The organism is Rhodococcoides sp. S146-33 (assembly GCF_059489205.1).
Map to the genome: position 1 here is coordinate 1 of NZ_JCAJWY010000010.1, position 12,778 is coordinate 12,778.

At 63.2% G+C, this 12,778-nt stretch carries 14 protein-coding genes; 2 read left to right on the forward strand and 12 right to left on the reverse strand.

Features of this window, described 5'->3' with window-relative positions; genetic code table 11:
* Window positions 1-251: 251 nt before the first annotated feature.
* The gene (locus tag AC5WEY_RS24415) at window positions 252-935 is read right to left on the reverse strand and encodes a pyridoxamine 5'-phosphate oxidase family protein (RefSeq protein WP_495647893.1); all 684 of its coding nucleotides are present in this window, start codon (window positions 933-935) and stop codon (window positions 252-254) included.
* 92 nt (window positions 936-1,027) lie between these two features.
* Between AC5WEY_RS24415 and pdxR the strand changes: the two genes are divergently transcribed.
* On the forward strand, window positions 1,028-2,431 hold the full coding sequence (gene pdxR / locus AC5WEY_RS24420; RefSeq protein ID WP_495647894.1) for a MocR-like pyridoxine biosynthesis transcription factor PdxR: 1,404 nt from the start codon (window positions 1,028-1,030) through the stop codon (window positions 2,429-2,431).
* On the opposite strand, the gene murA is transcribed toward pdxR, so the two are convergent.
* Window positions 2,424-3,677, reverse strand: a complete 1,254-nt coding sequence (gene murA, locus AC5WEY_RS24425; RefSeq protein ID WP_057477883.1) for a UDP-N-acetylglucosamine 1-carboxyvinyltransferase — start codon at window positions 3,675-3,677, stop codon at window positions 2,424-2,426. The two genes, pdxR and murA, sit on opposite strands and share 8 nt — an antisense overlap.
* A 53-nt stretch (window positions 3,678-3,730) precedes the next feature.
* Between murA and AC5WEY_RS24430 the strand changes: the two genes are divergently transcribed.
* Window positions 3,731-4,333, forward strand: a complete 603-nt coding sequence (locus AC5WEY_RS24430; RefSeq protein WP_495647895.1) for a cob(I)yrinic acid a,c-diamide adenosyltransferase — start codon at window positions 3,731-3,733, stop codon at window positions 4,331-4,333.
* On the opposite strand, the gene AC5WEY_RS24435 is transcribed toward AC5WEY_RS24430, so the two are convergent.
* From AC5WEY_RS24435 to AC5WEY_RS24480, 10 genes are all read right to left on the reverse strand, one after another.
* Window positions 4,334-4,771, reverse strand: coding sequence for a DUF2550 domain-containing protein (locus tag AC5WEY_RS24435; protein WP_495647896.1), 438 nt, complete (start codon window positions 4,769-4,771; stop codon window positions 4,334-4,336).
* A 29-nt stretch (window positions 4,772-4,800) separates the two neighbouring features.
* Window positions 4,801-5,160 carry a F0F1 ATP synthase subunit epsilon gene (locus AC5WEY_RS24440; protein ID WP_057477869.1) on the reverse strand — a complete coding sequence of 120 codons (360 nt, stop codon included), beginning with the start codon at window positions 5,158-5,160 and terminating at the stop codon, window positions 4,801-4,803.
* A gap of 30 nt (window positions 5,161-5,190) precedes the next feature.
* Entirely contained in the window at window positions 5,191-6,639 is a 1,449-nt protein-coding gene (gene atpD / locus AC5WEY_RS24445) for a F0F1 ATP synthase subunit beta (RefSeq protein WP_495647897.1), read from the reverse strand.
* Between the two features lie 3 nt (window positions 6,640-6,642).
* Complete coding sequence (locus AC5WEY_RS24450) at window positions 6,643-7,614, reverse strand: F0F1 ATP synthase subunit gamma (RefSeq protein WP_032373970.1); 972 nt, start codon at window positions 7,612-7,614, stop codon at window positions 6,643-6,645.
* Between the two features lie 52 nt (window positions 7,615-7,666).
* Window positions 7,667-9,310, reverse strand: coding sequence for a F0F1 ATP synthase subunit alpha (gene atpA, locus AC5WEY_RS24455; protein WP_032378884.1), 1,644 nt, complete (start codon window positions 9,308-9,310; stop codon window positions 7,667-7,669).
* Window positions 9,311-9,398: 88 nt separating this feature from the next.
* Window positions 9,399-10,226, reverse strand: coding sequence for a F0F1 ATP synthase subunit delta (locus AC5WEY_RS24460; RefSeq protein ID WP_495647898.1), 828 nt, complete (start codon window positions 10,224-10,226; stop codon window positions 9,399-9,401).
* Between the two features lie 8 nt (window positions 10,227-10,234).
* Window positions 10,235-10,798: a F0F1 ATP synthase subunit B gene (locus AC5WEY_RS24465; protein WP_495647899.1), complete on the reverse strand. Its 564-nt coding sequence runs from the start codon at window positions 10,796-10,798 to the stop codon at window positions 10,235-10,237.
* A gap of 7 nt (window positions 10,799-10,805) precedes the next feature.
* Window positions 10,806-11,045 carry an ATP synthase F0 subunit C gene (locus AC5WEY_RS24470; protein ID WP_027497904.1) on the reverse strand — a complete coding sequence of 80 codons (240 nt, stop codon included), beginning with the start codon at window positions 11,043-11,045 and terminating at the stop codon, window positions 10,806-10,808.
* A gap of 78 nt (window positions 11,046-11,123) precedes the next feature.
* Entirely contained in the window at window positions 11,124-11,900 is a 777-nt protein-coding gene (gene atpB / locus AC5WEY_RS24475; protein ID WP_495647947.1) for a F0F1 ATP synthase subunit A, read from the reverse strand.
* Between the two features lie 389 nt (window positions 11,901-12,289).
* Window positions 12,290-12,721, reverse strand: a complete 432-nt coding sequence (locus tag AC5WEY_RS24480; RefSeq protein ID WP_495647948.1) for a Cg1360 family ATP-synthase-associated protein — start codon at window positions 12,719-12,721, stop codon at window positions 12,290-12,292.
* Window positions 12,722-12,778: the final 57 nt, after the last annotated feature.

Sequence of the window (12,778 nt, forward strand, 5' to 3'; positions counted from 1 at the left end):
GGGGATACAACCTGCCAGGCCACACGTCCAACCTCGTATCCCTGTCCGTGAAGACTGGGTCGGTGTCCGTCGCTCTGACTCGACAAAAGTTACGCCACCAACCCCACCCGTGCAAATCGGCAGGTGAACCGAGGGGTTGCGGTCATCTGCGCAGGTAAGAGCCCATACGCGCCCCTGCCCCGTCGACCCGGCAGACAAATGCTCTCGTGTGACGCCCACCATATTTGCGGGAAATGCCGGCGATACTGGTTTCACAGGCGTGACAACGCGAAGACATGATCCGGCATCGCAAGGCGCGGGTCCACGTCGTCGCCACGTTCGGCATGACCGACGCTTTCACCGATGGGAACGACACCCGCCCACACTCCCCCGGCAGCGATATCGGACTCGTCGTCGACGGGTCCGCCGGCACGCGCCTTCACAGATGCCTCGTACAGCGGAAGCGCCAGCACACTGGTCGCTGCGAGTTCCTTTCTCGTATGCGCACGCAGGTGCGCACTTCGACCGGGAACGACCTGGTCGACTATTGCGTCCAACGCGCGGACCCGCTCCCTCTCGTCCTCCACTCGACGCGGGAGCCCGACGATGACGGCACTTCGGTAGTTCATCGAGTGGTGGAACGCGGAACGAGCCAGGACCAACCCGTCGACCACGGTGACCGTCACGCAGATGTCCTGTGCCGGAGCCTCGATCAGGCTGCGAGAGGCGACCGAGCCGTGCAGGTACAGAGTCCCGGCCCTGTCCGGGCCGTCGGGATCAACGCCGAACACGGTCGGAAGCACCCGCGCCACGTTCTCCACCACTACGCCCAGATGGCAGAGGCGCGCCGAGCCGAGCACGTCCAGCAGTGCCGATCGCTGCGCTAGAGCGCGCTGCCGACCACGGATCACCGCGGTTCTGGGCGTCGGGGACAGGGGTTCCTCATCGATCGTCATGAAGACAGGATCCTGCTTGTTTGGCTCACTGTCATGGTCCAATAGACAGTAACTTTGCTAGGCCACTTACCTACTTGGATCGGTGACGCACGATGACCTTGCCGCCGAATTCGCTGTCGATCACGGTCGATCGCGCCGACCGTCGTACGTTGCCCGTTCAGGTAGCCGACGGCATTCGCACGGCGATCGATCGCGGGGAACTTGCACCAGGAGCCCGATTACCCAGTACCAGAGCACTTTCCGTCGAAGTAGGACTGGCTCGCGCCGTGGTCGAGAAGGCGTACGAACAGCTCGTCGCCGAGGGATGGCTCGACGCACGTCGCGGATCGGGCAACTACGTCCGAGATGTTCCGCATGCCGTTCGGTCGCACCGTCGGCTACGACCAGCACGGGAAGACTCACCGGTTGCGCATCGCATTTCGCTGCGACCCGGAATACCGTGGACTCCTCCTCGTGCGTCCGAAGCGTGGAAGCGAGCCTGGCGAGATGTGGGCGCATCGCCTCCACCCGGCGACTACCCCGATCCAGCGGGCTTATTGGACCTGAGAACACGCATCGCAGATCTGCTCGGCCGTGCGCGCGGACTGCACACCACCGCCGACTCGATCGTCGTCACAACAGGAAGCATTCACGGCCTCGACCTTGCGCTGGGCGCACTTTCGGCGCACCTCGGCGTCGAAAAGGTTCTCGCACTGGAGAATCCGGGTTATCGATCTGCCGCCGCCCTCGCTGAGCACCGCGGGTGGACCGTTCACGACGTCCCCGTCGACCGTGGGGGCCTCGAAGTCGGAGAACTCGAGACTGCACCTCCAAGGACCCCTGCCGTCTATGTCACCCCCTCGCACCAGTACCCCACCGGCGGGCTCATGCCCATAGCTCGTAGGCGCGCCCTCGCGGACTGGGCGCGGAATACCGGATCGACCATCATCGAGGACGACTACGATTCCGAATTCCGTTACGGCATAGCACCTTTGCCCACCGTTACCGAGCTCGTCCCCGACAACGCCGTCTACCTGGGAACCGTGTCGAAGACGTTGGGTGCCGGCGTGCGGCTCGGATGGATGGTGGCTCCCCCGTCGATGGTCGAGCGCATCACCGAAACGCGTCGCGCAATCGGCGACCACCCCTCGATTCCCATCCAATACGCCATGAGCTCACTGCTCCGCGACGGCGAATGGGACCGATCCGTACGCGCCGCGCGTCGAATCTATCGCGCACGTGACCGCATCGTTGCCGCCGCACTCTCTCGATTCGGCGAGCTTCGTGGTGTCGGTGCCGGCCTGCATACCGTGCTGATGCTCGACACCGACGTAGCACGCGACGTCGCAGCCGACTGTGCAACTAACGGGGTCGACGTGCCCACCCTCGAACACTCGACGCGGTCGCCCACCACCCAGGGTGGAGTCGTCGTCGGCTACGGCTCGGTGTCCGACGATCGATTCCAACGTGCCTTGGGAGTGCTGGTCGACGCGCTCGAAAGAAAGGGCGTCAGCTGACTCGCTCGATGTCCCCGCCGAGAGCAGTCAGGTTTTCCACGAATCGCGGGTAGCCCCTGTCGATGTGGAACACGTCGTGCACCTCGGTCGTTCCGTCGGCCACCAGCCCGGCCAGCACCAGCCCTGCCCCTGCCCGAATGTCGGACGACCACACCGGTGCACTGGAGAGCTGCGGCACACCGCGCACCACAGCATGGTGGCCATCGGTACGAGCGTCAGCGCCCAGCCGGATCATTTCCTCGACGAACCGGAAGCGCGCCTCGAATACGTTCTCGGTGATCATCGACGTCCCGTCGGCGACTGTTGCAAGGCCGATTGCCATCGGCTGAAGATCCGTGGGGAACCCGGGATAGGGCAACGTCGCGAAGTTCACCGCTCGCGGCCGCTCGTGCTGAACGACGCGGAAGCCGTCCGGCTCGCTGGTCACCTCGGCACCGGCAGAACGCAGCTTGTCCAGAACCAGCGACAGATGCTTGGGGTTGACCCCCCGCACTCGGACATCGCCTCGCGTCATCGCCGCGGCAATCCCCCACGTAGCAGCCACGATCCGATCGCCGATGACCCGATGAGTGGTCGGCTTCAGCGCACTGACACCGCGAATGGTGAGCGTCGACGTACCGGCACCCTGCACATCGGCACCCATCTCGTTGAGCATGTTGCACACATCGACGATGTCCGGTTCGCGTGCTGCATTGTCGATCACGGTCTCACCCGTAGCGAGTACCGCCGCCATCAAGATGTTCTCCGTCGCTCCCACGGAAGGGAAAGCCAGCCTGATGTTCGCGCCGCGCAGCTCGTCGGCCTCGGCTACGACGCATCCATGCTGAATCTCGCTACGTGCACCCAGCAACTGCAGACCGGACTGGTGCATGTCGAGGGGTCGTGAGCCGATGGCGTCGCCGCCCGGCAGGGCTACGACGGCCCGTTTACATCGCGCCACCAGCGGGCCCAACACACACACCGATGCTCGGAACTGTCGAACGGCCGCAAAATCGGCGTGATACTTGGGCATCGCAGGGGTGGTGATGTGAACGACCGAACCTTCGAGGTCGACCTCACACCCGAGCCCACGCAACACCTCTGCCATCAAAGGCACATCCAAGATGTCGGGGCAATTGGTGATCGTGCTGGTGCCTTCGGCAAGTAGCGCAGCAGCCATCAGCTTGAGGACGCTGTTCTTCGCGCCGCCGACCGCCACCTCACCGACGAGGCGGTTACCACCGTTGACCAAGAAACGTTCGCTCACTTCGACAGCGTAGCCAGCGGTACCGACCGTCACCCGCGCGGTACCGTAGCCGCATGGCCGTTCACCTCACTCGTATCTACACTCGGACCGGCGACGACGGGACCACGGGATTGAGCGATTTCTCGAGGGTCTCCAAGAACGACGCGCGGCTGATCGCCTACGCAGACTGCGACGAAACCAACGCCAGCCTCGGAGTCGCACTGGCACTGGGAAATCCGAGCGAAGCGGTGCGCGCCGTGATTCGAACCATTCAGAGCGACCTGTTCGACGCGGGTGCCGATCTGTCGACGCCCGTCGTGGCGGATCCGGAATACCCACCGCTGAGGATCGATCAGAGGTATATCGACCGTCTCGAAGCATGGTGCGACCAATTCAACGACGAGTTGCCCGCGTTGACGTCGTTCATTCTGCCCGGCGGCACACCTTTGGGAGCGTTGCTGCATGTTGCGCGAACCGTCGCACGGCGCGCGGAGAGATCGGCCTGGGCCGCGGTTCACGCCGGCCCCGAATCAACGAGCGATTTGCCGGCCAAATACCTCAACAGGCTTTCGGACCTGCTGTTCATTCTCAGTCGGTACGCCAATCCCGAGGGCGACATCCAGTGGGTACCGGGGTCGAGTCGGACCACGAGCGAACCCGATACCGACGAGAACTGATTACGCCGCCGGCCGCCTGCGACGCGAGCGGCCGGACGGTCGGGATTCCACCCAGGACAGGAAAGCGGTCAACGCACTTCTGTCCAAAGCCATTTCGTAATTCTTGCCGCTGTGCGTCAACTCCAGCACAGCGATGTCCGGAGTCATGATGTCGAACTCTGTGTCGCGTGGGGCCCGCCGCTCCCCCACGTGGATATCCTGCCTACCCAGGCGGTGATCAGGGCCGGGTCGCAGGCTCGACAACTTGAAGAACACCAGCGTGTTGTCGCCGTACCGAATGATGCCATGCCGCCAACCGGCGCCGCCGTCTGACGGAAGCACCCGCATGATCGCAGCCGTGCCTCCCCGTCGCAGCACCGCCAAACGGTACGCAAAAGCCGCGACGAGTCCTGCAAGCAGCACAACCAGAATGATCAGAGCAATCAATCCAGAAGGCATCGCAGGTCTCGTCGCGGCTTCTCGTGAACCTAGGACCGCTCGACAGCGCGGATACGTCCCTTGGCCACAGCAATGGCCTCCAGGTCGTCGCCGTTCTCTGCCACTACGGACCGTGCCGCTTCTACATCGATGTCGTCGGCAAAATCAGCCGACTCCGCCAGTACGGTCACCGTCTTGCCCGTCACCGACAGAAATCCACCGTGGACGGCGGCGATGATCTTTTCGCCATCGGTCGTCGTGATCGACACCGTGCCGCCCTCGATCAGTTGCCCGAGGACAGGCTCGTGGCCCAGCATGATGCCGATCTCACCTTCGGTGGTCTGAGCGCTGACGATGGTCGCGGTACCGGACCACAGCTTTTGCTCCACAGCGACCAGGGAGACCTCCATGCCGCTCTTCTCGGAAGAAGTCACGTCGGTCTACTTTCCGGCCATCTTCTTCGCGGCTGCCTCGACATCGTCGAGACCGCCACAGCTGTTGAAGGCCTGCTCGGGAAGGTGGTCGTACTCACCCTTGGTGACCTTGTCGAATGCCTCGATGGTGTCGGAGAGCGACACGACCGAACCGGCCTCACCGGTGAACTTCTCGGCAACGATGAAGTTCTGGCCGAGGAACTTCTGGAGGCGACGTGCACGGCCGACCAGAACCTTGTCCTCTTCCTGGAGCTCGTCCATACCGAGGATGGCGATGATGTCCTGCAGTTCCTTGTACTTCTGCAGGATCCGCTTGACCTCGTTGGCGACGCGGAAGTGCTCCGCACCGACGATGCCGGGCTCGAGGATGCGCGAGGTCGAGCTCAGTGGGTCCACAGCGGGGTAGATACCCATCTGCGAAATCGGACGCGAGAGCTCGGTCGTCGCATCGAGGTGCGCGAACGTCGTTGCCGGTGCCGGGTCGGTGTAGTCGTCGGCGGGAACGTAGATCGCCTGCAGCGAGGTGATCGAACGTCCGCGGGTCGAGGTGATGCGCTCCTGGAGCTCACCCATCTCGTCCGCCAGCGTGGGCTGGTAGCCCACGGCCGAGGGCATACGACCGAGAAGGGTCGACACCTCCGAACCTGCCTGCGTGAACCGGAAGATGTTGTCGATGAAGAGCAACACGTCCTGGCCCTGCACATCGCGGAAGTACTCCGCCATGGTCAGTGCGGACAGAGCGACGCGCATACGCGTGCCCGGCGGCTCGTCCATCTGGCCGAAGACGAGGGCGGTGTCCTGGAGGACGCCCATTTCTTCCATCTCGAGGTGAAGGTCGGTGCCCTCACGAGTGCGCTCGCCGACGCCTGCGAACACCGAGGTGCCCGAGAACTCACGTGCGATACGGGTGATCATTTCCTGGATCAGCACGGTCTTGCCGACACCGGCACCACCGAACAGTCCGATCTTGCCGCCCTTGACGTACGGGGTGAGAAGGTCGATGACCTTGATACCGGTCTCGAGGATCTCGGTCTTGCCCTCGAGCTGGTCGAAGGCTGGGGGCTTGCGGTGGATGCCCCACTGCTCGCCGTCGCGGCCGAGTCCGGGGGTGTCCAGGCAGTCACCGAGGGCGTTGAAGACGTGGCCCTTGACGACGTCGCCGACGGGAACCGAGATCGGCTTGCCCGAGTCGACGACAGCGGTGCCGCGGACGAGGCCGTCGGTCGGCTGCATCGAGATGGTGCGAACCAAGTTGTCGCCGAGGTGCTGGGCTACCTCGAGCGTCAAGGTCTTGGCCACGGTCGGCAGAGTGACCTCTGCGTTGAGGGCGTTGAACAGTGCGGGAATCGAGCCGCGCGGGAACTCGACGTCCACAACGGGGCCGATGACCCGAACGACACGGCCGGACTGAGTGTCCGCTCCGCTCGCGTTCTCTTGGGCTACTGCTGCGGTCATTGCTTAGTCACTTCCTGCGCTGTCGGCCAACGCGTTGGCGCCACCGACGATTTCGCTGATTTCCTGGGTGATCTGGGCCTGCCGAGCCTGGTTGGCCTGACGGCTCAAGGTCTCGACCAATTCGTTCGCGTTGTCCGTCGCTGCCTTCATGGCGGTACGACGCGCCGCGGACTCCGACGCTGCTGCATCGAGCAACGACGCGTAGATCCTGGTGCTGATGTACTTGGGCAGCAGCGCCGAGAGCAGAGTGCCTGCCTCCGGCTCGAATTCGTACTGTGCCTGCACATCTGCCGTCGGCGAGTCCGTCAACGCATCCGCACCCATCTCGAATTCCTCGTCTGTGTACGAGATTTCGAGTGGTGCCATTCGGCGAACTTCGGGCTTCTGCGTGAGCATCGACACGAAGCGGGTGTAGACGATATGCAACTCGTCCACGCCCTCGACGGTGCCTTCACCGTTGGGAGCGTCGACCTCGGTGCCCGAGCCCGCCATGAACAGCTCGACCAGATGCTTACTGGCCTTCGCTGCGTCGGCGTAGCCGGGTTCCTGGGAGAAGCCGGTCCAGGCACCCTTCACGTCCCGCTCGCGGAATGTGTAGTAGCCCAGGCCTTTTGCCCCGAGTACGTAAATGACCGGATCCTTGCCCTCGGAGCGGAGGAGCTGGAACAGCTCTTCCGATTCCTTGAGGACGTTGGAGTTGTAGCCACCGCACATACCGCGGTCACTGGTCACGACCAGGACTGCGGCACGCTTGGGCTCGGGTCGCTCGTTGAGCAACGGGTGATCGAGCGAGCTCGATGCACTCGCCAACGCGGAGAGCACCTTGGTGATCTCTTCCGCGTACGGCTTCGATGCGGCAACGCGGGCCTGCGCCTTGGTGATTCGCGAAGTTGCGATCAACTCTTGCGCTTTGGTGATCTTCTTCGTCGAGTTGACCGACTTGATACGGGAGCGAAGCTCGAGAATGCTTGCCATCTAGCTGTTCACGCTCCCTTCTGTGCTCGTCTTGTCACCTGTCATCGCCGGCCTACTTGCTGACTGTCTTGCGGGTGACGTTGACCTGCTCCTGGCTGACCTCGTCGGCGTTCAGAGTGTCTGCCTCGGCCTCGTTGACGACGCGGTTGCCGTCCGAGTCCACGAAACCGGCCTTGAACTTCTCGGTCGCTTCGGTCAGTGCCTTCTGGTTGTCGTCGTCGAGAGCCTTGCCACCGGCGATGCTGTCGTAGACGCCGCTTGCGTTGCGGTGCAGATCCTCGAGCAGCTCGGTCTCGAAGCGGCGAACATCGCCGACCGGGACGGAGTCGTACGTGCCCTGTCCGGCGAGCCAGATCGAGACGATCTGGTCTTCGACAGCCACCGGTGCGTACTGATCCTGCTTGAGCAGCTCCACCAGGCGAGCGCCGCGCTCGAGCTGTGCCTTGGACGCAGCGTCGAGATCGGACGCGAATGCGGAGAAGGCTTCGAGCTCACGGAACTGAGCGAGCTCGAGGCGAAGGGATCCGGAGACCTTCTTCATACCCTTGGTCTGCGCAGCACCGCCGACTCGGGAAACCGAGATACCCACGTTGATCGCGGGACGGACGCCCTTGTTGAAGAGGTCCGACTCCAGGAAGACCTGGCCGTCGGTGATGGAGATGACGTTGGTCGGGATGTATGCCGAGACGTCGTTGGCCTTGGTCTCGATGATCGGCAGAGCCGTCAACGATCCGCCGCCGAGCTCGTCGGACAGCTTCGCCGAGCGCTCCAGCAGACGGGAGTGCAAGTAGAAGACGTCACCGGGGTATGCCTCGCGGCCCGGCGGACGACGCAGCAGCAGCGAGATGGCGCGGTACGCCTCGGCCTGCTTGGTCAGGTCGTCGAACACGATGAGGACGTGCTTGCCCTGGTACATCCAGTGCTGGCCGATGGCCGAGCCGGTGTACGGAGCGAGCCACTTGAAGCCGGCCGAATCGGACGCGGGTGCGGCGACGATGGTGGTGTATTCGAGTGCGCCCTGCTCTTCGAGTGCAGCCTTGACGCCTGCGATCGTGGAGCCCTTCTGGCCGATAGCGACGTAGATGCAGCGAACCTGCTTCTTCTCGTCGCCGCTCTCCCAGTTGGCCTTCTGATTCAGGATGGCGTCGATGCAGACCGCGGTCTTGCCGGTCTTGCGGTCGCCGATGATGAGCTGACGCTGGCCACGGCCGATCGGGGTCATGGCGTCGATCGCCTTGATACCGGTCTGCAGCGGCTCCTCGACAGGCTGGCGCTCGAGCACCGAGGCAGCCTGCAACTCGAGGGCGCGGGTCTCGGAGGACTCGATGTCGCCGAGGCCGTCGATGGGCTTGCCGAGGGGGTCGACGACGCGGCCGAGGTAGCCGTCGCCCACGGGGACCGACAGCACGTCTCCGGTGCGCTTGACTTCCTGGCCTTCTTCGATGTGCTCGTAGTCACCGAGGATGACGGCACCGATTTCGGTGGCATCCAGGTTCAGCGCGACACCGAGGACTCCGCCGGGGAATTCCAGGAGTTCGTTGGACATCGCCGACGGCAATCCGGACACGTGAGCGATTCCGTCGCTCGTGTCCGTAACCGTGCCGACCTCCTCGCGGGAAGACTCCGGTGAGTAGCTCGCGGTGAAGTTATCGATCGCGCTACGGATCTCGTCGGAGGAGATCGTCAGCTCCGCCATAGTGTTTCCTGCTCTTCCTTCAAATGATCGCGGGGTGAAATGTCTCGAAAGTCGAGACGCTTCTTCTCGTTACTGTGTCCGTGTCGGACTATTTGAGCGTCTTTCGCAATGCAGCGAGGCGGCCTGCCCCGCTACCGTCGATGACCTCGTCGCCGATACGAACGACAAGTCCGCTGAGCAGTTCGGTATCGACCTCTACATGCACCGTGACCTGCTTGCCGTACGTGCGGGTCAAGGTTGCCGTCAGCTTCTCGAGCTGACTGTCGCTCAGTGGGGCTGCGCTGCGGACGTGTGCAACCGCGCGGTCACGCTGTTCGGCGGCCAGATCTGCCAAGCCGTTCAGAACATCCGCGGGGGCAGTCTTGCGGGGACGCGTCACAGCCTGAACTGCGAGCGCCTCGGTAACTGCCGTGACCTTGCCGTACAGCAGACGACCGAGCAGTTCGCGTTTCGCCTGCGACGGCTTCGAGCGATCCGACAGGGCCTGCTCGAGCTGCGGGTTACCGGCCACGATGCGTCCGAGCCGGAACAACTCGTCCTCGACCGTGTCCAGCTGATCCTGATCGGCCGCGGCACGGAGCAGAGCTTCGCGTCCCAACTCGACCAGGGAGTTCAGTAGGTCGCGGGCGTTGGACCAGCTTTCGCCGGCAGCAGCCTTGACGATCGTTGCCGTTGCATTCGACACCTGGCCGGAGAAGACCTCTCCGGCCAGAGCGCTTCGCCGATCGCCCTCGACCGATGAGTCGGCGAGAGCGGTACGCAACGTGCGCTGCGCGTCGAGAGTCTCGACGACGGCGAACAACTCGGCTCCGGTCTGAGCCGCGACGGCTGTCGCCTCGCCTCCCGACGCGGACCCCAGAGCTTCGTGGGCAACCGACCGCGTGCGGGCGAGTGCCTCACGAGAAGTTGCGTACATGGTTCGACTCACTTTCCGGATGCGGAGTCCGCGGTGACGGAATCCAACTCGTTGAGGAAGCGATCGATCGAACTGGAACGCTTCGCGTCGTCGGACAGCTGCTCTCCGATGACCTTCTCAGCGAGTTCGACGGCCGTACGTCCCAGATCTCCACGAAGTTCGGTGACGATCTGCTGACGCTGAGCAACGAGCTGATTGTGGCCTGCAGCCACGATCCGGTCGCTCTCTTCCTGCGCCTTTTCCTTCATCTCGGCGAGAATCGCCTGCCCCTGGGTACGCGCGTCCTCACGGATCTGCGCGGCCTCGGAACGGGCATCGGCCAACTGAGCGTGGTATTGCTCGAGCGCGGCCTTGGCCTCGGCCTGAGCCTGCTCGGCCTTCTTGATTCCGCCTTCGATGAGCTCGGAGCGCTCGGCGAGAACCGTCTGGAAACGCGGTACGACGTACTTCCAGAACAGGAAGCCGATGATCACGACACAGACGATCGACCAAACGATGTCGTATGTTGCGGGCAGCAGCGGGTTCTGGGATTCACCTTCCCCGGCTGCGAGCAGCGTTATCGCGTTTGTCATCGCGCTCTCAGAGAATGAAGCCGGCGACGAGGCCGATCAGGGCGAGGGACTCGGTGAATGCAATGCCGAGGAACATGGTCGTACGGAGCTGACCGGCCAGCTCGGGCTGGCGAGCGGTGGCTTCCATGTTCTTGGCGACGACGAGGCCGAGGCCGATGCCACCACCGATCGCTGCGAGGCCGTAGCCGATGGCGCCGTATCCGTTAGCGGTGATTTCCTGCGCCTGGGCCAGAACTTCAAGGCTCATTCGGTTTTCCGTTCCCTTTCTTCGGTCCACATCCGGGTGTCGGAGGTGGCGGTGTAGCTAGTTCGGTCTGTTGGTCGGTCAGTGCGAGTCCGCGTGCAGCGCCAGGTCGATGTAGATCGCCGTGAGCAGCGCGAAGATATATGCCTGCAGGAAGATCACCAGCATCTCGAACATCGTGAACAGGAAGCCCATGATGAGCGAGGGTGCGGCGAAGATCTTCAGGCCAGCAGAGGCCTCGAAGAGGAAGAACTGCGTGGCGCTGAAGAACAGCACCAGCATGATGTGGCCGGCGAGCATGTTGGCCAGCAGACGCACGGTCAACGTGAACGGCCGGAGGACGAAGTTCGAGACGAACTCGAGCGGAATCAGCAGCACGTGCATGGCCGGCGGAATGCCGGGGATGACGATCGTGCCCTTGACGAACTTGCCGACGCCGAACTTCTTCACACCGGCGTAGATGAACGCGACATACGCGACCGCCGCAAGGACGATCGGCAGGCCGATGCGCGCATTGGAGGAGATGTTGAGAAACGGAATGACGGCACTGGCGTTCACCGCCAGCACTGTGAAGAAAATCGTCATGATGACGGGCAGGAAACGACGTCCCTGTTCCTTGCCGAGTACGTCCTCAGCAACATGGATGCGAACGAAGTCGAGAGCGATCTCGGCCATGTTCTGAATTCCACGAGGCACGATCTTGGGGCTGCGCAGAGCAATCAGCATGAAGATGATGAGCAGCGCCGACATCAGGATGCGGATGAGCATCAGTCGGTCGAGCTCGAACGGAGTTCCCTCGAACAGCACCGCGGGCGGAAAGAAATCGGATAGTGACGGCGGACTGAACTCCGCAGCCAGGTTGGTGACGCTCAGCGGTCTCTCCCGTGTTCGGGCCGCAGCCGGTAGCGGCTGCGGTTCGATCGGACAATGACGATCTATCAAGTCGACGAAAATCGGCTCGCAATCGTCAGAGGCTGAGGCCCGGTCTTCATCGGCCAAGCGTCTGTCGGGTGTCGGCGACTCACGTCGACTCGGCAACTCTCAGGGCGAAACCTTACGTTGCCGAAGTCTGTGACTACGGGCCTACTGTAAGGAAGCTCACGCTGACTGCTACCTGCGGGGGTCCGGTCCGGGGAAAAAGTCTCTTTTGTCCCGGTCTTACCCACCGCTTGATACAAACTTTATCAACAGAACTACGACGTTGTGTAGGCGGGCCTCAGCTTAACCGATTACGACGTCGTGTCGTACTACCGACTGTCGGGGTGGTCGGCGGACGGAGCACTGTCGACGTAGGCGACTTTCGTCTTGACGACGCCGAAGACCTCGGCGCCGAGCACGACCACCAGCGCCCCCAGGATCGTCAGCCCCAGCGCGTAGCGGCTGTAGAACTCGGCATCCTTGAGCGCGACCAGCACGATCAGCGCGATCACCATCTTCAGCAACCAACCACCGAGCAACAGCGCTCCGACCGCCGAAGCCGGAAAACGCGTGGTGAGAGCGACCGACAGGGCCGTCGTGATCACAAACCCTCCGCCGATGGCCACGCCGATCAGCGATCCCCACAGGCCGGGAGTGCCGGCCGCAGTCACCGACATACCGACACTCACCACCGTCAACACCACCAGGCCGATCAGTCCGTAACGGACGGCGGCGCGAAGCGGCGCGAATTGGTCGGGCATGGACTGCGGAGTGAAGGTCACAGTTGTCGAGGGTACCCAGCTCGCGACCGCGAACAA